Below are 22,592 nucleotides of genomic sequence, written 5' to 3' on the forward strand. Positions count from 1 at the left end.
GATTGTAGAGGGGTGACTCGATTCTACTATTGGCCTTTAGTCGAATACTGGCCGCTAATTTCATGTTTTATTAACAAAAAATTCTAAATATCAGACATTTGAAAGATGCAACGGCAATCCACCAAGGCAAGCGATTACTCGTAAGCATAGAACAACACCGGCGTCAGGGAGACGCCGATGGGGGACAATGCGGCCTGTCAGCGTTGGGTGATTAGCCGACCAGCCACAAGCATTGCACCGATTGGCCTTTCGCCACCTCAGCGTGGGGCGGGATCACCGCCAGGGCATTGGCCTGTATACACGACGACAGCACGCTGGAGTTCTGATCGTCAAAGGCGTGAGCCTGCGCGCCCTGGGTGTCAAACGTCAGCATCACGCGCATGTAATGCTGGCGGGGGCCGGTCGAGGTCGAGAAATCGGCGCGCGCGGTCACACAGGGCAGCGACGCAAGCGCCGGGCAGCCCAGCAGCGCTCCCATCAGCGGGCGCAGAAACAGCCAGGCGCCGACAAAGCCGGAAACGGGATTCCCCGGCAGCCCGACAAACCGCGCCTGCCCAATCCCCTGCCGGGGCAAACGCCCCAGGGCCAGCGGCTTGCCCGGACGAATGGCGAGTTTCCACATCGACAGCTCGCCTAGCGCCGTCAGCGCGGTTTTCACATGGTCTTCCTCGCCGACGCTGACGCCGCCAGTGCTGACCACCACGTCGGCGTTTTCCGCCGCCTCAGCGAGCAGTTCACAGGTGCGCTCAGCATCGTCGGGGACGCTGACCTGGCTGACCACTTCGGCGCCAAAGTTTTCCAGCAGCCGCGTGAGCATGGGTCGATTGGAGTTATACAGCTGGCCGGGCTTGAGCGGCGTCCCCGGATTGATCACTTCGTCACCGGTGGACAACAGCGCAACGCGCGGCCGTCGGCGGACGGCCACCTGGGTGACGCCCTGCCCCGCCAGGTGGCCCAGTGCCGCCGCCTCAAGGCGCTCGCCGGCATTTAACAGCACGTCGCCCTGTCGCACGTCGCGCCCTTGAAGGCGCACGTTATCCCCGGCGGGAATATCGGCCGGAATGATCGCAACATCGCCATCCACCTCGATGCGCTCCTGCATGACCACGCAGTCAGCCCCAGGGGGGATTTCGCCGCCGGTGAAAATACGCGCGCAACTGCCGGGTGCCAGCGGCAAGGCAGGCGTGCCCGCCGCGATACGCTGGCTGACGTCAAGGCGCTGACCGGCATCGGCAGCGCGAAGCGCGTAGCCATCCATGGCGCTGTTGGTGTACGGCGGCACGTCAAGCGTGGCGCTGACCGCCTCGCCCAGCACCCGCCCGGCCGCTGCGCCAAGCGCCACGTGCTCGACCCCGAGCGGCCGGACATCCGCCAGCAGCGCGGCCAGCGCCTCGTCAATGGTGTGCAACTCAGCCATGCTGACCACGCTCGGGGATCACCAGGTTGGCGAAGTTGCACGGCTTGTGGCGGCTGTCGAGCTGCTCGGCCAAAATGCCGTCCCAGCCGGTGCGGCAGGCACCGGTAGAGCCCGGCAGGCAGAAAATCACCGTGGCATTGGCCAAGCCACCGAGGCAGCGGCTTTGAATTGTGGAGCTGCCGATTTCCTCGCCGCTAAGCTGGCGGAATCGCTCGCCAAAGCCTTCAATTGGCTTGTCGAGCAGCACCCTCACTGCCTCCGGCGTCGAGTCGCGGCCGGTAAAGCCGGTGCCGCCGGTGGTGATCACGCCCTGCACAGCAGGGTCGGCAATCCATTGGGCTACCACGGCGCGAATGATGTACACGTCGTCAGGCACGATACGCTTTTCGACCAGTTGATGGCCGGCCTGGGTCAGCCGCTCGACCAACGCCTGACCGCTGCGGTCGGTCTCATCGGTGCGCGTATCGGAAATCGTCAGTACCGCGATACGTAGCGGAATCATCGGCTCCATGGTCTACTCCTTGGCGCGCTTTTGCGCTTGCCGGGCCTCCAGCGCCGCCAGCTGTTCCGGCGTGGCCTTGCCTTGGTAGAGGTCTTTCCACTCATCGTACGGCATGCCGTAGACATACTCGCGGGCCTCTTCATAGCTCAGGCTTTCGCCTCGCGCCTCCGCGGCGCTGACCAGCCACTTGGAGAGGCAGTTGCGGCAGAAGTCGGCCAGAATCATCAGGTCGATATTCTGTACGTCTTTGTTGTCGTCGAGATGTTGCAACAGACGGCGGAATGCCGCCGCCTCGATCTCGTTACGGGTGGTGTCGTCAAACTTATCCATCTCTGCGACCTCTATGGTGTGAAATTAAGCCCAGCATAACAAAAGACACCGCCCGTAGGCGGTGTCTTTTGCGACATTCCAGCGCATCTTACGAGGAGCGAGGAGCGGGTGATTCACCTGCGTCTTTCGACGCTTTTCTATCGGCCAGTTCCTGCTCGGAAACCGACTGATCCTTGACCTCTTCGTACCACAGGTTGTGGTGCTCTTTGGCCCAGGTTTCATCAACGTAGCCGGTGGTCATGCCTTCCAGCGACCCTTCCGTTCCCAGAGTGCCGATGTAGATATGACCCACCGACACGGCCGTCAGCCCCAGGGCACCCACCGCGTGGACGAGATTGGCCCACTGCATGGTGTCGCGACCCTGCCCGAAGTTGGGGAAGTCGAGGACGAGGCCGCTGGCAACCACCAGCAGCCCCACCGAGGCCAGCAGCCAGTACCAGGCTTTTTCACCGCCGTTGGCAAAGCCAGCGTCCACGTGGCCTTTACCGACAAGGCCACCGCCCTTCTTGAACCATTCCAGGTCGTGCTTCTTGGGCAGGTTGTCCTTGATCAGGCTGACCAGCATCACGATCAACAGCACACTGAAAATCGGCCCCAGATAGTTGTGCAGCAATTTCGAGGACGAGACCATCCAGCCCCAGAAGGCATCACCAAACAGCCCCCGAAAGACAAACTTGCCAAACAGCAGATTGAGACCGGTAAGCGCCAGGACGATAAACAGCGACGCTACCGACCAGTGCAAGGCCCGCATGAAAAGCGGCCAGCGGAACAGCTTGCGTCCCGTTCGCGGTTCTTCAAGATGCTTGCGCCCCACGATCAGGTAGAACAGCGCGATGATCCCGATCATGCCGCCAATCACGATCAAACCAAAGGGTGACACCCAGCGGTTACGCCACTGACGCCAGGTTTCACCGCTGGCGTTGATCAGGTTGTAGTTACTGTCGGCTCGCGAATCACGGTAGTTGGGGCCGGTCTCGCCGCTGCGCACCTGCCGCCACTGATCCGCATCGATACCCGGCGCCGCTGTACTCATCTCACGATTGGGGTCAGCTTCCTGGGCGTGGGCAACCTGCGCCACGCCCAGACTGAACACCAGGGCAAAGGCCAACAGCAGCCAGCGCCAAACCCCTTGCCATTGGGACAGGTGCGGCACCCCACCGGGTGCCTGAGCAGTCAACTGGTTCATGGAAAGCCTCCTTACCCTTTACGGGCAGCATCGTAGGCTAGGTTGTCGGCACTGGCCTGAGGATTGTTGGACCAGGCACCGTCTTCGTGGCCACGATGTACGACGCGCTGACGGAAGATGTCGGCAACGTCCTGCGCATCACCTGCCAGCAGCGCCTTGGTGGAGCACATTTCCGCGCACAGCGGCAGCTTGCCTTCAGCGATGCGGTTGGCGCCGTACTTCTCGTACTCTTCTTCCTTGCTTTCAGCCGGGCCACCGGCACAGAAGGTACACTTGTCCATCTTGCCGCGCTCGCCAAACGCATCCTGCTGCGGGAACTGCGGGGCGCCGAACGGGCAGGCATAAAGGCAATAACCGCACCCGATGCACAGATCCTTGTCGTGCAGCACGATGCCGTCGTCGGTCTTGTAGAAGCAGTCGGTCGGGCACACCGCCATGCAGGGGGCGTCGTCACAGTGCATGCAGGCGACCGAAATGGACATTTCGTCAGATTCGCCGTCGTTCAAGGTCACAACGCGACGACGCTGAATACCCCATTCGACATCATTGGCGTTTTTACAGGCGGTAACGCAGCCGTTGCATTCGATGCAGCGTTCGGCGTCACACATAAATTTCATTTGAGCCATGGTGTTCTCCTAATGACGGTACGGGATGCCTCCCGTACCGTTGATGCTGTCAGGTCTGGGCGGGCCTCAGGCACGCTCGATGCGGCAGATGGTGCACTTCGTTTCCTGCATCAGTGTCACCGGGTCGTAACCGTAGGTAGTCGCCGTATTGGCGGCTTCGCCAATGACATAAGGCGCGGTGCCTTCCGGGTAGACTCCTTCCAGACTCTCACCCTGGAACATGCCGCCAAAGTGGAACGGCATGAAGGCGACCTTGCGATCAACGCGCGGTGTCACCATCGCCTTGACTTTCACGCGGCCCCCTTCGGCGCCTTCAACCCACACCTCATCGCCGTCGCTGATGCCGATATCGTTGGCATCGGCGGGGTTGATCTCAACAAACATCTCTTGCTGCAGTTCAGCAAGCCACGACATGGAGCGCGTTTCTTCACCGCCACCTTCGTACTCCACCAGACGCCCGGAGGTGAGGATGATCGGATAGTCATCCACCGAGGGGGCGCCGTCCTGCACGCTCTTGTACATGGTCGGCAGGCGCATGATCGAGTCGAAGTCGTCCCAGGTCGGGTATTTGTCGACCAGGTCACGGCGCGTCGAGTAGAGCGGCTCACGGTGCTTCGGCACTGCGTCCGGGAAGGTCCAGACCACCGCACGCGCCTTGGCGTTGCCGTAGGGCGCGCAGCCATGCTCGATAGCCACCCGCTGGATACCGCCGGACAAGTCGGTTTTCCAGTTCTTGCCTTCCGCTGCCTGCTTTTCCTCGGCGGTAAGGTCGTTCCACCAGCCCAGATCTTTGAGCAGCTGGTCGTTGAACTCGGGATAGCCGTCGTCGATATCGCCGTTAACCGGCGCTGAGCCCTCGGCCAGCAGGTTGACGCCATCACGCTCGATACCAAAGCGGGCACGGAAGCCCATACCGCCTTCCATCACCGGTACGCTCGGATCGTAGAGGTTCGGCGACCCCGGGTGCTTGAACTCGGCGGTTCCCCAGCAGGGCCACGGCAGACCGTAGTAGTCGCCATCCGCCGGGCCGCCTTGGGCACGCAGGTTCTCGAAGCTGAAGGTATGCCAGTTTTTCTGGTGTTCCTTGAGGCGTTCGGGGCTCTGACCGGTATAGCCGACGGTCCACATACCCTGATTGATTTCGCGCAGGATATCTTCGATCAGCGGTTCGTCGCCGTTCATCTGATAGTTGGCGACCAGCTCGTCACCGAAGCCGAGCTTGCGTGCAAACAGGTACATGATCTCGTGGTCGGGCTTGGACTCGAACAGCGGGTCGATGACCTTGTCGCGCCACTGCAGGGAACGGTTGGTCGCCGTCACGCTGCCGGTGGTTTCGAACTGGGTCGCTGCCGGCAACAGGTACACGCCATCGGTGCGGTCGTGCATGACGGCCGCCACGGTCGGGTACGGGTCGACGATGACCATCATCTCGAGCTTTTTCATGGCCTGCTGCATTTCGACGCCGCGGGTCTGGGAGTTGACCGCGTGGCCCCAGTAGAACATGGCCTTGAGCGAGGTCCGCTGGGAGATGTTCTCGTCTTCCTCCAGCACGCCGTCCACCCAGCGCGACACGGTGATACCGGCGCTGTTCATGGGCTTGCCATCGTTGTACTCGGTATCGTCGAAGCGGCCCTGCAGCCACTCGTAGTCAACGTTCCAGACGTTGGACCAGTGCTGCCAAGCGCCTTCCGAGAGACCGTAGTACCCTGGCAGCGAATCGGAACCCAGCCCCAGGTCGGTCGCCCCCTGCACGTTGTCGTGACCGCGCAGGATGTTGGCACCGCCACCAGCCACGCCGATGTTACCCAGCGCGAGCTCGAGGATGCAGTAAGCGCGGGTATTGTTGTTACCCGTGGTGTGCTGGGTACCGCCCATGCACCAGACGACACACCCCGGACGGTTTTCGGACAGGGTCTTGGCCACGTCGAACATGTCCTGTTCGCTGACGCCAGTGATGTCCTCGACGACGCTCGGCGGGAAGTTGGCTACTTCAGCGCGTACATCGTCCATGCCGTAAACGCGCTGGTTGATGTATTCGCTGTCTTCCCAGCCGTTTTCAAAGATGTGCCACAGCAGACCCCAGACGTAGGCAACGTCGGAACCCGGACGCAGGCGCACGTATTTGTTGGCCTTGGCGGCCGTACGCGTGAAGCGCGGGTCGGCCACAATGATCTGGCAGTTGTTACGCTCCTTGGCAATCAGGAAGTGCTGCATCGCCACCGGGTGCGCCTCGGAGGGGTTCGACCCGATGAACAGGATCGCCTTACTGTTGTGGGTGTCGTTGAGCGAGTTGGTCATCGCCCCATAACCCCAGGTATTGGCAACCCCGGCCACGGTCGTGGAGTGACAGATACGCGCCTGGTGGTCGGTGTTGTTGGTGCCCCACATGGAGGCGAGCTTGCGCATCAGGTACGCTTGCTCGTTGTTGAACTTGGCCGAACCGAGCCAGTAAACGCTGTCGGGGCCGTGTTCGTCGCGCAACTCGAGCAGCTTGTCGCCAATCTCGTTGACGGCATCTTCCCAGCTCATGCGCTCCCATTCGCCGCCCACCAACTTCATGGGGTACTTCAGGCGACGGGTGGAATGGCCGTGCTGGCGCAACGAAGCGCCTTTGGCGCAGTGCGCGCCGCGGTTGATCGGGTGATCGAAGGCCGGCTCCTGCTTGGTCCAGATGCCTTCCTGTACTTCGGCGTAGACGCCACAGCCCACCGAACAGTGCGAGCAGATCGTGCGCTTGGTTTCCACCGGGGAATCCAGCACCGGCGTCTTATCCGCCGATTCCGCTCGGCGCATCATGGGCGCGCCCATGAAACCCAGTGCGGCAACACCGCCGGTAGCCGCACCGCTGCGCTTGATGAACTGGCGGCGCGAAATACCCAGGCCGGGTGCTTTGGGAGTGTCTGTTTTGCGAGTTAAACGCATGGCAATTCTCCTGGCATTGCGCCGTCAGTCACGCAACGAGGCGTAAAAAGCACGGACGTGGTCGGTCTCACGGTAATTTTTTGTCGGTTTTTCAGCGTCGCTGGGAGCGGTATCGGCTTGCGCCAAGGTGACATGGCCTACTGCGGCCGCCGCGCCTGCGGCCGCGGTTCCCAACCCCACGGTTTTCATAAACCGGCGGCGCTCAGGATTGTGTGACTGTTGCATGGTGTTCTCCTCTCTTGCCATGGCCTTTGGCCGTTTTATCTTTTGCTATGGCTGCCGCGCGCTCACCCGACGGTGAATCAACGCGTAAGCGCGTCACGTCAAGGTTCTACGATTCTTACCGGGGCATGGCTCGCCTCAATGGCCAGGCGGGCCTCTTCGCTCTCCATGTAAGCGCTACCCAACTGTCCGAGCGCTGCATAAAAAGCCGTGTCGACTTGCCCTAAGTCGTCGAAACAATCGCTTGCCCAAGGGGCAAGATGGTGCATGAAGAAGTGCGCCTGATCCGTGCTCGTCGCGTCGATCAGCATGGCCATCACTTCGCACAGCGCGGCCAGGTGATCCTCGGGATCCTTTGTGTGCTCGCTGCGCTCGAAGCCCAGCGCGCCAAGATCGCGGCGCAGTGCCACCAGCGCCGCTTCCATCAGTTCGCCGTTACGGTACCAGGAGGCATAGGGCACGATGTCGCCCTGAATCACGCCCACCAGGTGGGCGAAGTGCGCGCGCTTCAAACGCGCCGTATCGGCACTGTCAGCGGCCTGGCTAAGCCCGCGCCAGCACTCGGCCAGGCGGCTGCCATCCTGCTCGATGTCCAGCGAGGCCAGCCAGCCGAGCAGCTCGTCACTAGGCGCTTCGCGGAGCAGCGCTGCCAAAAGCCGATAGATATCAGCGCGTAACGCGTCGGCTTCGTTCAGTGCGGGAACAGATTGCGTCATGGCTTATATCCTCAGCTGGGCGTCGGGATCACGAATCATGGTTTTCCAGACGTCTTTCACCCGGCAGTCCTCGCACATTTCCAGACGCAGCATGGCGTCGCCTGCAAAATAGGGGTGATCCGCCAGCTTGGCCTTGATATTGGCGACCGTGCTGGCCGTGGCGAAGGGTTTGCCGCAGCCGATGCATTCGAAGGGCGCTTCTTCATGGCACACCTGGCGCGTTTCCCGCGTCTCGGCGGCCAGAAAGCCCGGCATCAGCGTGATGGCATCTTCAGGGCAGGCCTGTTCGCAAAGCCCGCACTGCACGCAATCCGCCTCGCGGAAGTTCAGCGACGGCACCTTGCCCCCGGAGGAAAGCGCCGGCGTCGGGCAGCTGCTGACGCAGGCGTGACACAGCGTGCAGGCATCGCTGTCGACCTGAATGCTCCCGTACGCAGCGCCTTGCGGCATGGCGTGGCGCTGACCGCTCGGCGCACCCAGCTCGGCCAGGCGAGCCAGCACGATATTCAGGCGGGCGCGCTTATTGGGCTCGTTCAGCGTCAGCGGCTGATCGGTCAACGGAGTCAGCATGGGCAGCGCGTCGCGCGCCTCGGCATCGCCAACGGCCAGCAGCTGCACGCGGGCTGGGTCGTGCCCGAGGGCGGTCAACAGTGTCTGCGCCTGGCTCACTTGATCCGCCAGGAAGGCGCTCAGGCGGGGAGGCATCTCGGGGTGCGCCTGGATACGCACTTCGGCGGCACCGCTGGCCAGGGCCGTCAACCACTGGTCGTGACCGGCCGCCCCGAGCTCTTCCAAAGGGATGTCCAGCACGTGCCCGGCGGGGGTAATGCCGGCCGCCTGTTCAGCGTCCTGGGCGTCATGGGTGATAAAGCGCAGCACCGGCGCTTGACCGCCGGCCTCGCGGTAGGCGGCCAGCCAGGTGGACAGCGTGTCCTGCTGGCGGCGCGTATCGGGCAGGCGAAATTCAATGGCGCCGGTGGGGCAGGCGCTGGTGCAGCTGCCGACGCCCTGGCACAGGTAAGGGTCGATCTCGATCTGCGATTCAATACGCCCCTGATGACTGCTGATGGCATCAGCGGGACACACGTCCAGGCAGCGGGTGCAGCCGGTGTTGCCGCTTGCGGAATGCGCGCAGAGATCGCTGTTGACCTGGAAGTAACGCGGCTTGTCGAACTCACCGACCAACTCAGCCACCGCATCCACCGCGTCGCGGCGGCGGTCGACGTCAGTCCAGTCGAGTAGCACATAGCCGGGCGGCGGCAGCTCGGTCGCCATCACCGGGTAGACACTCAGATCCAGCACTACGTCGAAATGGTCACGGTCGATAAACGCCCGGGCCAGATTGAGCAGATTGCCGCCGTCGTCGATGTGAACCTCGAACGCACCCAGATGGCCGCTGATACGCAGGGCATCTCGCTGGGCCGTGCTCAGGGCATGGCGGACGAGCGGCTGAGCATGACCTTGGGGCAAGGCATCCTGTGAGGCCGCGTCTGACGATGCTGGCTCGGGCAACGGCGCGGCTGCTTCGTTGCTGCCCACTGTCAGCAGCGTCAACGACGCGAGCCCGCTGCCCTGCAGGGCGCGGGCAGCCGCTTCGACAGTATCGCTCGCACCAATGATGAGCGCGTGACCACGACTGTGATAGGTCACGTTGGCGGGCGTTAGGTTCGCTGGCCACGAGATACGCTGGCGTACCGCTTCTCGGGCTTCGGCGTTACGCTGATCGTCTATCGACGCCAGCTGGATTCGTTGATTCATGCATTCTCACGGTCAGAGGATCATTTTTTTATAATAGTTGATCATACTTTTTTACTATTGTGGCATAACGGCTGTGCCAATACCTAGCACTTGCTCAGTCGATCCGTCCTCTTTTGATCGCCGGCTCGTTCCTTGCTCAAGCGTATGGTGACTGAGCAGGCTTTGCCAAGGTTTTTGCACCTGGCACTTTCAACGCTGTTATCCCGCTTTCATCACAACATCTTGTTTCTTATAGATTAACACCCCACCTTATGCTTTGGTCTGAGCGTTATCAGACTGGTCGTCTAGTGTCGATCTCTGCGCGCTCGCTGGCTCGTCATCGCCAGCCTCTGACGGCGTGGTCTGGTTATCAGCGGTCGTGGATGCGGCCGGCTCATCTATCGACGCGTCTTCTTCACCCGTGTCCAGGCTTTCATCGGCTTTCTTGACCCAGCGGCGCAGCTTGCCGGCCAAGTCGGTGGCCATGGGCTTGAGCTGCTGAGTGTAATCCATGTCGTAGTCATCCAGCCCGTCACGCACGTTATAGTTACCGGTCGACCACAGGCGCTTCAGCGCCCGCCGCCTAAGCGCCGCACTCACGCCAGGCACCATGTAGCCGCTGAAATCGCTGCCAGCGGCCAGCGTGTCCGGGTCGGGCAAGGTGTCATCCAGGCTTCCCGGGGGCGGTGGCGCCTTGGCTTGAGTGGCGGTCTCGTTGGCGTCGTCGCGGCTGTCGCTTTCCAGCGTGTCGTCAAAGGAGCGAGCTTCCGAAGGCGGCGGCTGAGCGTCGTGCGGTGCGGGCACCTCGTGACTTGCGTCCGGCGATGGTTCGTCAGGCTCGAGGCCCCGCTTGATACGCGACCAGCGTTCTAATCGACTCATTGCGGTTTCTCCTGGGTAGGCGTTTCTTTAGCGCGCCCGGCTCCTTTGTGCTTCTTCTTGCGAATTTCCATCGGCGCCTCGCCATGGCGGGCCAGATAGCTTTCAATCCATATCTGGATCGCCATCGGCATGGCCACCTCCAGCACCTGCTGCTCGCCATCCATCCATCCGGCGGCGACATCCTGGCTGGCGGTGATGGCGGCAGGCGCGGGTTCCTGGCCGGTAAAGCCGGCGCGCACGAAGAGGCGCGGCGTCGCGGCGGTCAGGTTAAAGCGGTAAGCCGCCCGTTCGGTCATGAACAGCTGCAAAAACAGCACATGCGGGCCCTGCTCGCCCAGCGTCAGCTCATTGATGCGCCACTGTGTCTCGCTGAAACGGCTTACCTGCTTTTTCTCGGCGACCAGCGAGATGCTTAACGGGCGGAGATTATCGGTCATCGCATAGACCCTTCTGCGTGGTTCTAAAAGTCCCGTCCGGATAGCTAGGTTCGGGTAGACAAGTAAGCCTTTCGAGCGCCATCATCGTCAACTCAAACATTGTACGTACCATGAGGATCGCGGATGCCCGCCCTGGAGCTAAGCCGAGCCCGCTTACCGGCCACCACCGAGATTGACGTGGTAGACGAATTTGGCGATACCCGTCGGCAGGCCATCGCCGCCGAGCGGGCCTTGACCGTGTATCTCAACAAGCGTGAAATCGTCACGCTCATGACGCTGGGTGACGACCCGGAAGCACTGGTGGTCGGCTACTTGCGTAATCAGGGCCTGCTGCGCGCCGCCGCCGACCTGTCCGTCGTTCAGGTCGACTGGGAGGTTGAAGCCGCCGTGGTGGTAACCGGTCACCTGCCCGAGGATCTTGAAGCGCGCCTCAGCACGCGCACCGTGACCACCGGCTGCGGCCAGGGCACGGTGTTCGGCAAGCTGCTCGATCAGACCGATCTGACCGAGCTGCCCGCCACGCGCCTGACCCAGGCAACGCTCTACCAGCTCTTGAAAAATCTCAACGCCTACAATGAAACCTACCGCAGCGCCGGAGCGGTGCACGGCTGCGCGCTCTGCCGCCAGCATGACGTGCTGGACTTCGTGGAAGATGTGGGCCGCCATAACGCCGTGGATACGCTGGCGGGTCGCCAGTGGCTGCAGCAGGCAGACAGCGCCGATGCGGATATTTTCTATACCACCGGGCGCCTGACGTCGGAAATGGTGCTCAAGGTCGCCCAGATGGGCATCAGCGTGCTGGTCTCGCGCTCGGGCGTCACCCAGAAAGGTGTCGAGCTGGCCGAACGATTTGGCGTCATGCTGATTGCCCGCGCCAAGGGCAAGCACTTCCAGGCTATCAATGCCGCAGGCCGACTCTCCCTGGATGCCATTCCGCCGCGCCCGCCCCGCGCTCGCGCGGCCAATCAAGAGGCGCGCTCATGATCCCCACGCATGATCTTACCGGCATGATTCTCGCCGGCGGCGAAGGCCGCCGCATGGGTGGCCGCGACAAAGGCCTCGAGCCCTTCGCCGGGCTGCCGCTGGTGGGCCACGTGGTTCAGCGCTTCGACGGCCGAGTGGCCGAGCTACTGATCAACGCCAACCGCAACGCTGATGCTTACGGCCTGTTCGCCGACCGCGTCATTGCAGACGCCGAAGGCGGCTTCAAGGGGCCGCTGATGGGCATCTACAGCGGCTTGCGCGCCGCCAAAACGCCCTGGCTGCTGGTCGCCCCCTGCGACTCACCCGCCCTGCCCGACGACCTGGTGGCACGTATGATCGCAGGCATTGGCGAACATGATATCGGCGTTGCCTTCGACGGCGAGCGGCTTCACCCCGTGGTGGCCTTGCTGCGCACCTCGCTTGCCGATGACCTCGCCGCAACCCTTGGCGAAGGCGAACGCAAGATCGACCGTTGGTACGCCCGCCATGCGTGGTGCAAGGTGGATATGTCCGACTGCCCGGACGCCTTTGCCAACCTCAACACCGAGGAAGAAAAGTTCCGCCTGGAAGCCGCTTTAGCCCCCCAGACAAAACCGGCCGCGCCATGACCCTGTCCTGCTTTGAACTCGGCGAACAGATGCTCAGCGTGGAGGAAGCGCGGACGGCACTGGCCACGCTGGTCGAACGATCCGTGGGCAGCGAACAGGTGGCGCTGGCCGAGGCCCATGGCCGCCGGCTGGCAGACCCCATCACGGCGGCCATCAACGTGCCGCAGAATACCAACGCCGCGATGGATGGCGTGGCGCTGGCCTGGACACAGGACGCACCTATCGACTGGGCCCTGGTCGGCGATGCCTTTGCCGGGCAGGCCTTTGCAGGCCGCGTTGCCGCCGGGCAGTGCATACGCATCACCACCGGCGCACCGCTGCCGCCGGGAACCGATACGGTAATCATGCGCGAGCAGCTAAGCGAGCAGGCAACAGGCGTGGTGATCGGCGCCCCTGAGCGCGTCAAACGCGGCCAGAACGTCCGCCAGGCGGGAGAGGATATTGCCGCGGGAAGCGTCGCCCTGCCTGCAGGCACGCGACTGGACGCCGCCGCGCTGGGCCTTGCCGCCTCCTTGGGATACGCTGCCGTGACGGTTTGCCGGCGCCCCAGGGTGGCGATTTTTTCCACCGGTAATGAAGTCACCGCCCCTGGTGAAGCCTTGCCCAGCGCCGGCATCTACGATGCCAACCGTTTTACGCTGTCGGGGCTGCTTACCGAACACGGCGCTGAGGTGGTCGACCTGGGCATTCTGCCAGACGAGCTGACCGCGCTTAAGGACACCTTGTCCCACGCCGCGACGCACTGCGACCTGGTGATTTCCAGCGGCGGGGTCTCGGTAGGCCACGCCGATTTTACCCGCGACGCCCTGGAAAAGCTGGGTCGGCTGGCATTCTGGCGGGTGGCCTTGCGACCGGGCCGCCCCATGGCCTGCGGCTGGCTGGGCGCATCGCACACGCCTTTCGTCGGCTTGCCCGGCAATCCCGTTGCGGTCATGGTAACCTTTCTGCAGTTTGTCGTGCCGTTGCTGCAACGGCTGCAAGGACAGCCCGTTACACCGCCCCGCCGGCTCAACGCGATTGCCGACGACGCATTGAAGAGCCGTTTTCAACGGACAGACTTCCTTCGTGGGGTCTACCATAGTGACAAACAGGGACAGCTACGCGTACGTAGCACCGGCGCCCAGGGGTCGGGCATATTAACCTCGATGGTGGCAGCTAACTGCTTGATTGAGCTAGCCGATGACCAAGATGGTGTGCAACCAGGCGAGGTCGTCAGCATACAACCACTAACGGAATGGCTATGACCGAGCAACTGATCGACAACTTTGGCCGCCGCATTAGTTATGTGCGTATCTCGGTAACCGACCGCTGTGACTTTCGCTGCGTTTATTGCATGAGCGAAGAAATGACCTTCCTGCCGCGCGCCCAGGTGCTCACGCTGGAAGAGCTGGCCATGGTCGCCCGCGCCTTCACCGAGCTCGGCGTCGAGAAAATTCGCCTCACCGGCGGCGAGCCACTGGTGCGCCGCGACATCACCCAGCTGGTGGATGAAATCGGCTCGATGCCGGGCCTCAACGACTTCACCATGACCACCAACGGTGCCAGCCTGCGCAAGCACGCCAAGCAGCTATACGCTGGCGGCATGCGGCGTCTCAACATCAGCCTGGATTCGCTTGACGCGGAACGCTTCAAGCAGCTCACCCGCACCGGCGATCTTGATAAAGTCATCGACGGCATCCGTGCCGCCAAGGAAGCCGGCTTCGAGCGCATCAAGCTCAACGCGGTCATCCTCAAGGGGCGCAACGAGGATGAAGTGCTCGACCTGGTCGAGTTCGCCCGCCGGGAAGGCCTGGATATCAGCTTCATCGAGGAGATGCCGCTGGGCGACGTGTCCGACCACTCCCGCGCAGAAACCTTCTACTCGAGCGACGACGTCCAGGCGCTGATCGAAACCCGCTATCCGCTGATCGCCACCCCGGAAACCACGCCCGGCCCGTCGCGGTACTTCCGGATGGCCGACAGCAACAGTCGCGTCGGTTTCATCTCGCCGCACAGCCATAATTTCTGCGATACCTGCAACCGTGTGCGTGTGACCGTCGAAGGGCGCTTGCTGCTATGCCTCGGCAACGAGCACTCGGTGGATCTGCGCGCCGTACTGCGCCGTCACCCGGGCAACATGCAGGCGCTGAAAGATGCCATCATCAACGCCCTGCCGCTCAAGCCCGAGCGCCATCACTTCACCACCGACGGCGACGTGCAGGTGGTACGCTTCATGAACATGACCGGCGGCTGAGCATGGCGGCACTGTCGAACGTTCCCGTCCATATCGTCACCGGCTTTCTGGGGAGCGGCAAGACCACGCTTATCCACAGCCTGATCGAGCAGAAGCCTGTGGATGAAAAATGGGCGATCCTGGTCAACGAGTTTGGCCAGATCGGTATCGACCAGGCAATGTTCGATACCCGCCACGATGTCGTCGTCAAAGGCCTGCCCGGTGGCTGCCTGTGCTGCCAGCTGGCGTTCGTGCTGCAGGCCGCACTGGTCAACTTGCTGGCGCGCAGCCAACCCGACCGTGTGATCATCGAGCCTTCCGGCCTGGGTCACCCCGCCGGCCTGGTGGATCTGCTGCGCGGCGACGCCTTTCAGGGGGTCGTCGAGGTGCGCGATATTCTGGCAACGCTCGATCCGCGCCGCCTGGACGAGCCGCGCGTGGTGGCGCACGAGACCTTCCGCGACCAGTTGGAAATTGCCGACGCGGTCGCTCTGACCATGCGCGATCAAAGTACCGCCCAGCAGCTCAGCGCGGCGCATGCCTTCATTGCCGAGCGCTGGCCACCACGCAAGTGGGTTCACGAAGTCCAGGATGGCAACCTGCCGCTGGCCCGCCTGCTGGAAGGCGGGCACGCGCAGGGTAACAGCAACGTTCCGGAGGCCCACCAGCCGCTCTCCGCGCCGCCAAGCCTTGAGGGCGGCTTTTTCGACATGCCGCCGGCACCGGGCGCGCCCCAGTGCGAGACCGGCACGTCGCTTGGCTACGCGAGCACCGGACTGCGCTGGCATCCAAGCGATGTGTTCGACCTGGATCGCCTCGCAGCCCAACTGGGCGAAATGCCCCCGGGCGTGCGCGTCAAAGGCGTCTTCCATACCGATAGCGGCTGGCGACAGCTCAACCGCGCCGGCGGCACGCTGAGCGTCACGCCGGCCACCTGGCGACAGGATTCCCGCGTCGAAGTGATTGCCCCCGAGACATCGGTAGCCAGGGCACCTACTCCCGATAACCTAAAAGCCACTTTCGCGCGCACCCTGACCGCCTAGATCGTCGACTCGGCCGATAGCATCGCCTCCAGCGCGTCCAGCGGCATCGGCCGGCCATAGCGATATCCCTGGTAGGTGCGGCAGCCATGTGTCAGCAGCCAGGCCTGCTGATCATCGCGCTCGACACCCTCGGCGATTACCTCAAGCGACAGGCTTTGCGCCAGCGCGATGGTACTTTCCACAATCGCCGCGTTGGCCTTGCTGTGGATGACCTGCTGGACAAAGGACTGATCGATCTTCAGCTGATCCAGCGGCAGGTGCGCAAGATAGGCAAGCGATGAATAGCCGGTACCAAAGTCATCCAGCGAGAAGCGCACGCCCTTCTGCTTGAGCCGCAGCATCTTGTCGCGGGCATCGTCGCGCTCCTCAAGAAATAATGACTCGGTCACCTCCAGCTTGAGCTTGTGGCACGGCGCCTGGGTGCGCTGCAGGATGGCCTCCACCTTGGCGACAAAATCCACCTGCCGGAACTGCAGCGGGCTGACGTTGACCGCCACGCTGAGCTCGGCAAACGCTGGGTGATGGGCCCACTGCGCCAGCTGCCGGCAGGCCGTTTCCAGCACCCAGTCGCCCACCGGATTGATCAGCTCGGTGGTTTCGAGCAGCGGTATGAAAACGCCCGGCGAGACCAGGCCGCGCTCGGGGTGCTGCCAGCGCAACAGCCCCTCCACGCCGATACAGCGCCCTGCCTGATCGACCTGGGGCTGGTAGTAAAGCCGCCACTCGTCGTTGGCCTGCGCCTCGCGCAGTTCGTTTTCCAGACGCACCCGCGACAGCAGCTCGGCCTGCATGGTGGGGTCGAAAAAGCTCAGCGAGGAGCGACCGTTGCGTTTGGCCTGAAACAGCGCCATGTCGGCCTGCTGCAGGTAGTCGTCGACCGTGCTGGACGGATCACTCACCACGGTAATGCCAATGCTCGCCGTGACGCTGACGCTATCTTCCTCAAGGGCGATGGGCTGCTGCATGACATCCTGGAGTTTTTGCGCAATGCTTTCGGCAAGCTCGGCGGTGTGCTCACGACGTTGACCGAGCCCTTCGATCAGCACGGCGAACTCATCGCCGCCAAGCCGCGCCAGGGTATCGGTTTCACGCAGCGCCTGCCCCATCTGGCGACCCAGGTGTTGCAGCAGCTGGTCGCCGGCAAAGTGTCCGAGGGTATCGTTGACTTGCTTGAAATTATCGATATCGATGAACAGCAGGGCACCGCAGCGTGAATGACGGTTGGCCTCCTTGAGTGCGGCCTCCATACGATCCATGAACAGCCGACGGTTGGCGAGCCCGGTCAGCGGGTCGTAAAACGCCAGCTGGTGGATCTCTTGCTCCGCCGCCTTACGTTCGCTGATATCGCTCATTGTCGCGACATAGTGTGTCAGGGTGCCTTGCGGGTCGTAGACGGCGCTGATGGTCAGCCAGTCGGGAAACACATCGCCGTTTTTGCGCCGGTTCCAGACCTCGCCTTCCCAGCTCCCGGTGGCCTGCACACGACGCCATATCTTGCGATAGAAGGCGGCGTCGTGGCGCCCCGAGTTGAGCATGCGAGTACGCTTGCCCACGACATCGTCTTCGCTGTAGCCGGTGATCCGGGTGAAGGTATCGTTGACCTTCATGATGTGCCCCTTGGCATCGGTAATCAGCATGCCCAGGTGCGTTTGAAACGCCGTGGCGGAAATCCTCAGCTCGGCGTCACTCTGATAGAGGCGATGCTCGACCCTTAGCCGATTCAGATAATGACGCACGCCCCAGGCGCCCAGCAGAGCGATCAGCACCACAACCCCGGTCAGTATGCCCGCACGCTGGCGCCAACTGGCCAGTTGAAGCTGAACATCTTCGCCGACCACCAGCAGCAGCGGCAGTCCCTCTATCCACTGCATCTGGAACAGCCGCTCGCGGCTGTCCAGCGGCGAGGTCATTTGCAGCATCCACTCCTCGGCGCCCTGCTCGATCATGTCCAGGGTTTCGGGACTGTCGATCTGCCAACCGGAGGGCAGAGGATCCTCCAGCGCGGGCAAGCGCGCGATCAGCTTGAGCTCGCTGTCGACCAGAGCAATGCTCTCACCCTCGGTCACGCCCAGGCGCTGCAGGGCGCGATCGAACACCCGGGGGGAAATCCGCGCCACCACGATGCCGTTGAACTCGCCGTTGTCGAGGGTCAAACGTCGCGCCTGATACAGAAAGTAGCGATCGTCCTGAGAGGATGAATACAGCGGCGTTACCAGATTGGTGCGCGTCTGCTGGTCGCGAAACGATTTAAAGAACGTCGAACCGCTCAGATCGCGACCGACCTGCTCCGTGCTGATCACGCTGGCTCGCACAATACCGTCGGCGTCGATGATCCCGATATCATCGATCCAGTCCACATAGCGGCTGCGGTTGAGCAATGCCCGCTGTAGCGGTTGGGCGTCTCCCCGGGTGGGCATGCCCTCATAGGCAATCAGCTCAGCAATGCCCATCAATGCCTGGTCGCTTTGCGCAAAAACGCCTTTCGCCCACTCGGCCGCGACATCGGCCCTGGCGGCGTTGCGCGACTGAATCACATGAATTTCCTGACGATATTGCTCGTAAAGCAGCCACGCAAAAATGCTCAGCAACAGCAGTAATGCCACCCCGTAAAGCGTCAAGGCGCCATGGCGTTGCTGACGGTATTTTTTCGCCAAATCGGCCGGGAGCGGGATAACAGGTTGTGGCATTGCGCAGGCGCCTTGTCATAAAGTGGCATTAAGATGACGATAACGTTTTAACATAAGCCCAAACACACATGATATTGAAGGGCTATTTGTGAAAAGTATATCGCCCCTTTTCAACGTGCCTACCAATAAATCCACTGATGATCCGTCATGAGAGCCTGCCATGCCCGCGCTTGGTCAAATGAGCGACTACGAGATTCGCCTGATCCGTATTTTTCAGACGGTCGTGGAGTGCGGTGGCTTTACGGCGGCGGAGACCACGCTGGGAATCAGCCGGTCGGCCATCAGCCAGCACATGAACGACCTGGAGGGTAGGCTCGGCTTTTCGCTTTGCCAGCGCGGCCGCGGCGGCTTCAGCCTGACCGAGGAAGGCAAGGAAATCTACCAGGCGGGACTGACGCTGCTGACGGCGCTGGAAACCTTCAAAAGCGACGTCAACGCGCTGCACCAGACGATCAAGGGCGAGCTGAATATCGGCATTACCGACAACCTGGTGACCCTGCCCGCCATGCACGTTACCCATGCGCTGGCCCGGCTGAGCGCGCCGGAGCACGAGGTCACCCTGCACATTCACATGGAGCCCTCGGATGCGGTGATTCGCGGCGTGATGGACGGCCACCTGCACGTCGGCGTGGTGCCTGCAGTAAACCTGCCCACCAGCCTGGATACCCAGCACCTATACGACGAACCGTCCTATCTGTATTGCGCCACCGGGCATCCGCTGTTTGACCGGGCAGGTGATGCGCTGACGCTCGAGGCGCTGGCCCGCTACCCGGCGATTTCACCCCGCTACCCGCTGCCGGTGGAGGCGCGCCAAGCCCACGATGCGCTAAGCCTGCGTGCCTCGGCCTCCGACCGTGAAGGCGCGGCCTTTCTTATTCTCACCGGGCGTTTCATAGGGTTTCTTCCCGAACACGTGGCCGCGCAATGGGTCTCGGCAGGCAAGATGCGCGCGCTGGACAGCCCGCGCCAGCACTATCGCATTCCCTTTGCGCTGATCTCCCGCCGCGACCGAAGACCCAACCGCGTGGTGGAGGCCTTCCTGCAGTTTATCGAGTCGCCCTAGGCCCCAAAACGCCAACACCCGGCGCGTGGCCGGGTGTGTCTCAGGAAGGCAAGCGTCTTCCTAGGGGAGCTGTTCGCTGGGCTCCCGGTCAGCCACCGGCGCGGGGCCGGCCATCGGGGCCGTGGCCAGTAACTGACTTGCGATGTAATAAACGATCGCGCCCAGCGCCGAGCCGGTAAACCAGCCGTAGTCGTAGAACCAGTACATCGTCCCCGTGGTCAGCGCAATCAGGGTCAGCGCCACCGGTACGCCAAAGGCGATAAAGCCGGCGATATTGACGGCGGGGTAAGCATGGTTATCCATGTAAAGGCTGGGGACGTCCAGGCACTGCTTCTTGATCAGGAAATAATCCACCGCCATGATCCCCGCGATCGGGCCAAGCAGGCTGGAATACCCCAGCAGCCAGTTGGAGTACATCTGTTCAAGCGATACCCCTGGCGGGATGATGCCCGCTTTTTGGAGCAGGTCATAGCCCATCAGCAACACACCCACCGCACCGGTCATCAGTACACCACGGGTCTGATTGATCATTTTGGGCGCAATATTCTGAAAATCATTGGTCGGCGAGACAATATTCGAGGCCGTGTTGGTAGAAATCGTGGCGATAATGATCAGCAGCATCGCCAGCACTACCCAGAACGGGCTATCGATATAGCCGATCAACCGCACCGGGTCAGCCACGGTTTGACCGACAAGCGTCTCGGAGGCAGCAGTCATCACTACACCCAGTGAGGCAAAGAAAAACATTGTCAACGGCAGGCCAATCACCTGCCCGACAATCTGATCTTTCTGACTTTTGGCAAAACGACTGAAATCGGGAATATTCAGCGACAGCGTCGCCCAAAAGCCTACCATGGCGGTTAACCCGGCAAAGAAGTAGCCATACACTGACGCACCTTCGGGACGCGACGGCGGCTGCGCCAGCAGCTCGGTCATCGAGGTGTGCGGCCACGCCCACACCATCAAGCCAATACCCACCGCCAATAGCAACGGTGCGGCCAGGGTTTCCAGCCACTTGATCGACTCCGCACCGCGAATGACCACATAAAGATTCATCGCGCCAAACACGAAAAAGCCGATGACTTCACCGACGCCGCCCAGTGCCGCCCAAGCGGGGATTAATTCGGAAAGCAGCAGGTGAATGGCCAGTCCGCCGAACATGGTCTGAATCCCGAACCAGCCACAGCCGACGAGCGCCCGAACCAGACACGGCACGTTGGAGCCAAAGATCCCGAACGAAGAGCGCAGGACCACGGGAAACGGAATCCCGAATTTAGTACCCGGAAAAGCGTTGAGCGTGAGCGGAATCAAGACAATCACGTTGGCCAGTAATATGGCGAACAACGCCTCCCCCACACTCAAGCCAAAGTAGGCGGTCAACACACCCCCAAGTGTGTAGGTGGGTACGCAAATCGCCATCCCCACCCACAGCGCAGCAATATTCCATTTAGTCCAGGTTCGTTCACTCGCCTGGGTGGGCGCGATGTCCTTGTTGAAGCGCGAGCTATCGCGAACATCGTCTCCCACATCCAATTCAATCAGCCCTTCTCGGTCTACCATCTGAGAGGTTGTTTTCGTCATTGGTCTCTCCTCAGTGTCATCCGCTTCCCAGAAAACCCTCACGGTCTGAGGTTGTTTCAAGCAATAAGCGTGCCGACTAAGCCACCCTAGTCACTTAACTTATTGATCAAAAAACTGTCTTCCAGGACAAGAATTTTATTGTTGTCGTCATCTTGCCGACTTCTGAGTCACCGAATACCCAGCAGACTAAAAAAGGCTAGATCAAAAAAAATATTTGCACCAACTTCAAACATCAAAAACTGTCTTTATTTTCAATAATACACACTAACCAACTGATTAATAATCATTAATTAAAAACTCCAAAACAGTGCGCGCCCTCACCAGATTAGGGAGCGCGCAACGCTTGAATAAAAAAGTCAAATTAACTCAATGAGTTAAGCTGCATCTTAAAAAAACCACCGACTCACTTGCTAAAACGCACAACCTGACGATACTTTCTTAAAAGCTGTCGAAACAGTCAGCTTTGGAAGTTTCTCGCTGAAACAGAACATCAAATAAAACTAATACTTTGGCCTAATACTGATTAAGAGGGCGTGTCTGATGCAGAAGATGAAAATCGGCCTGATCCAAATGGGGCTAAAAACCAGCACCGACCTGGAACCGGCGGCGATTCGCGATGCCATGAACGAGGCCCACCTGCCGCTGGTCGAACAAGCCGCCGAGCAGGGCGTGCAGGTACTCTGCTTCCAGGAAGTGTTCAACCAGCCCTACTTCTGTCCCAGTCAGGACACCAAGTGGTACGCCGCCGCCGAACGGGTGCCGGAAGGCCCCACTTGCCAGATGATGCAGAAACTCGCCGCCAAGCACCGCATGGTCATCATCGTACCCGTCTTTGAGGAAACCGAGACCGGCGTTTACTACAACACGGCGGCCGTATTCGACGCCGACGGCAGCTACCTGGGCAAGTACCACAAGACCCATATTCCACAGGTAGCCGGGTTCTGGGAGAAATTCTTCTTCAAGCCGGGTAAATCCAACTGGCCGGTGTTCGATACCGCCTTTGGCAAGATCGGCGTTTATATCTGCTACGACCGTCACTTCCCGGAAGGCTGGCGGGCGCTGGCACTCAACGGCGCCGAGGTGATCTTCAACCCTTCCGCCACCGTCGCCGGGCTCTCCCAGTACCTTTGGGAGCTGGAGCAGCCCGCCTCGGCCGCGGCCAACGGCTGCTTTATCGCCGCCATCAACCGCGTGGGTACCGAAGCACCCTGGAATATCGGCAATTTCTATGGCTCCAGCTATATCGTTAACCCGCGCGGCAAGATCGAGGCCCAGGCCAGCGAAACAGAAGACGAACTGCTGGTGCACGAAATCGATTTGGACATGGTTCGCGAGGTACGCAACAACTGGCAGTTCTTCCGCGACCGCCGCCCGGAGACCTACACCCGCCTGACCGACGGCGAATAGCCCGGCCACCTGATAAGCAAAGGAGCGAGC

At 61.5% G+C, this 22,592-nt stretch carries 20 protein-coding genes; 7 read left to right on the forward strand and 13 right to left on the reverse strand.

Translation table 11 applies throughout. The annotated features are described in order from the left end of the window. Positions 1 to 211 precede the first annotated feature (211 nt). From QC815_RS15140 to QC815_RS15190, 11 genes are all read right to left on the reverse strand, one after another. The gene (locus QC815_RS15140; RefSeq protein WP_310540710.1) at positions 212 to 1,417 is read right to left on the reverse strand and encodes a molybdopterin molybdotransferase MoeA; all 1,206 of its coding nucleotides are present in this window, start codon (positions 1,415 to 1,417) and stop codon (positions 212 to 214) included. Continuing rightward, positions 1,410 to 1,928, reverse strand: coding sequence for a molybdenum cofactor biosynthesis protein B (gene moaB / locus QC815_RS15145; RefSeq protein ID WP_230445855.1), 519 nt, complete (start codon positions 1,926 to 1,928; stop codon positions 1,410 to 1,412). The genes QC815_RS15140 and moaB overlap by 8 nt, the downstream gene beginning before the upstream one ends. A 3-nt stretch (positions 1,929 to 1,931) precedes the next feature. Then, positions 1,932 to 2,249 carry a DUF1244 domain-containing protein gene (locus tag QC815_RS15150; protein ID WP_310540711.1) on the reverse strand — a complete coding sequence of 106 codons (318 nt, stop codon included), beginning with the start codon at positions 2,247 to 2,249 and terminating at the stop codon, positions 1,932 to 1,934. Positions 2,250 to 2,337: 88 nt separating this feature from the next. Beyond that, a complete protein-coding gene (locus QC815_RS15155) occupies positions 2,338 to 3,435 on the reverse strand; it encodes a formate dehydrogenase subunit gamma (RefSeq protein ID WP_230445853.1) in 1,098 nt (365 codons plus the stop codon). An 11-nt stretch (positions 3,436 to 3,446) separates the two neighbouring features. Further along, complete coding sequence (fdh3B, locus tag QC815_RS15160; protein WP_027336932.1) at positions 3,447 to 4,061, reverse strand: formate dehydrogenase FDH3 subunit beta; 615 nt, start codon at positions 4,059 to 4,061, stop codon at positions 3,447 to 3,449. Between the two features lie 66 nt (positions 4,062 to 4,127). Beyond that, positions 4,128 to 6,983 (reverse strand): molybdopterin-dependent oxidoreductase, encoded by a 2,856-nt coding sequence (locus tag QC815_RS15165; protein WP_230445852.1) that lies wholly within the window; start codon positions 6,981 to 6,983, stop codon positions 4,128 to 4,130. 24 nt (positions 6,984 to 7,007) lie between these two features. Continuing rightward, positions 7,008 to 7,208 carry a twin-arginine translocation signal domain-containing protein gene (locus QC815_RS15170; protein WP_230445851.1) on the reverse strand — a complete coding sequence of 67 codons (201 nt, stop codon included), beginning with the start codon at positions 7,206 to 7,208 and terminating at the stop codon, positions 7,008 to 7,010. Positions 7,209 to 7,306: 98 nt separating this feature from the next. Next, positions 7,307 to 7,921: a TorD/DmsD family molecular chaperone gene (locus QC815_RS15175; RefSeq protein ID WP_230445850.1), complete on the reverse strand. Its 615-nt coding sequence runs from the start codon at positions 7,919 to 7,921 to the stop codon at positions 7,307 to 7,309. A 3-nt stretch (positions 7,922 to 7,924) separates the two neighbouring features. Next, positions 7,925 to 9,679: a 4Fe-4S binding protein gene (locus tag QC815_RS15180; protein ID WP_310540716.1), complete on the reverse strand. Its 1,755-nt coding sequence runs from the start codon at positions 9,677 to 9,679 to the stop codon at positions 7,925 to 7,927. 249 nt (positions 9,680 to 9,928) lie between these two features. Further along, positions 9,929 to 10,540 carry a DUF3306 domain-containing protein gene (locus tag QC815_RS15185; RefSeq protein WP_310540718.1) on the reverse strand — a complete coding sequence of 204 codons (612 nt, stop codon included), beginning with the start codon at positions 10,538 to 10,540 and terminating at the stop codon, positions 9,929 to 9,931. Continuing rightward, positions 10,537 to 10,977, reverse strand: coding sequence for a DUF3305 domain-containing protein (locus tag QC815_RS15190; protein ID WP_230445847.1), 441 nt, complete (start codon positions 10,975 to 10,977; stop codon positions 10,537 to 10,539). Before QC815_RS15190 ends, QC815_RS15185 begins: the two co-directional genes overlap by 4 nt. Positions 10,978 to 11,100: 123 nt before the next feature. Here QC815_RS15190 and QC815_RS15195 point away from each other — a divergent pair, with 123 nt between their 5' ends. The 5 genes from QC815_RS15195 to QC815_RS15215 are packed head-to-tail and all read left to right on the forward strand — an operon-like array spanning position 11,101 to position 15,824. Beyond that, positions 11,101 to 11,961 (forward strand): formate dehydrogenase accessory sulfurtransferase FdhD, encoded by an 861-nt coding sequence (locus QC815_RS15195; protein ID WP_230445846.1) that lies wholly within the window; start codon positions 11,101 to 11,103, stop codon positions 11,959 to 11,961. After that, entirely contained in the window at positions 11,958 to 12,569 is a 612-nt protein-coding gene (gene mobA, locus QC815_RS15200; RefSeq protein ID WP_310540720.1) for a molybdenum cofactor guanylyltransferase MobA, read from the forward strand. Before QC815_RS15195 ends, mobA begins: the two co-directional genes overlap by 4 nt. After that, the gene (gene moeA, locus QC815_RS15205) at positions 12,566 to 13,813 is read left to right on the forward strand and encodes a molybdopterin molybdotransferase MoeA (protein ID WP_310540722.1); all 1,248 of its coding nucleotides are present in this window, start codon (positions 12,566 to 12,568) and stop codon (positions 13,811 to 13,813) included. Before mobA ends, moeA begins: the two co-directional genes overlap by 4 nt. After that, complete coding sequence (gene moaA, locus QC815_RS15210) at positions 13,810 to 14,802, forward strand: GTP 3',8-cyclase MoaA (RefSeq protein WP_230445843.1); 993 nt, start codon at positions 13,810 to 13,812, stop codon at positions 14,800 to 14,802. Before moeA ends, moaA begins: the two co-directional genes overlap by 4 nt. Before the next feature lie 2 nt (positions 14,803 to 14,804). Continuing rightward, complete coding sequence (locus tag QC815_RS15215) at positions 14,805 to 15,824, forward strand: CobW family GTP-binding protein (RefSeq protein WP_310540724.1); 1,020 nt, start codon at positions 14,805 to 14,807, stop codon at positions 15,822 to 15,824. On the opposite strand, the gene QC815_RS15220 is transcribed toward QC815_RS15215, so the two are convergent. Next, positions 15,821 to 18,511 carry a bifunctional diguanylate cyclase/phosphodiesterase gene (locus QC815_RS15220; protein WP_230445841.1) on the reverse strand — a complete coding sequence of 897 codons (2,691 nt, stop codon included), beginning with the start codon at positions 18,509 to 18,511 and terminating at the stop codon, positions 15,821 to 15,823. The two genes, QC815_RS15215 and QC815_RS15220, sit on opposite strands and share 4 nt — an antisense overlap. A 160-nt stretch (positions 18,512 to 18,671) precedes the next feature. Here QC815_RS15220 and QC815_RS15225 point away from each other — a divergent pair, with 160 nt between their 5' ends. Then, entirely contained in the window at positions 18,672 to 19,574 is a 903-nt protein-coding gene (locus QC815_RS15225) for a LysR family transcriptional regulator (protein ID WP_230445840.1), read from the forward strand. 60 nt (positions 19,575 to 19,634) lie between these two features. Here the strand turns inward: QC815_RS15225 and QC815_RS15230 are convergent, their stop codons facing one another. Beyond that, positions 19,635 to 21,155 carry an NCS1 family nucleobase:cation symporter-1 gene (locus tag QC815_RS15230; RefSeq protein ID WP_310540727.1) on the reverse strand — a complete coding sequence of 507 codons (1,521 nt, stop codon included), beginning with the start codon at positions 21,153 to 21,155 and terminating at the stop codon, positions 19,635 to 19,637. A gap of 540 nt (positions 21,156 to 21,695) precedes the next feature. Here QC815_RS15230 and QC815_RS15235 point away from each other — a divergent pair. Further along, positions 21,696 to 22,562: a nitrilase-related carbon-nitrogen hydrolase gene (locus QC815_RS15235; protein ID WP_310540728.1), complete on the forward strand. Its 867-nt coding sequence runs from the start codon at positions 21,696 to 21,698 to the stop codon at positions 22,560 to 22,562. Positions 22,563 to 22,592 lie beyond the last annotated feature (30 nt).

The sequence above is a fragment of the Vreelandella gomseomensis genome (assembly GCF_031451645.1).
In the GTDB taxonomy this organism is placed as follows: domain Bacteria; phylum Pseudomonadota; class Gammaproteobacteria; order Pseudomonadales; family Halomonadaceae; genus Vreelandella; species Vreelandella gomseomensis.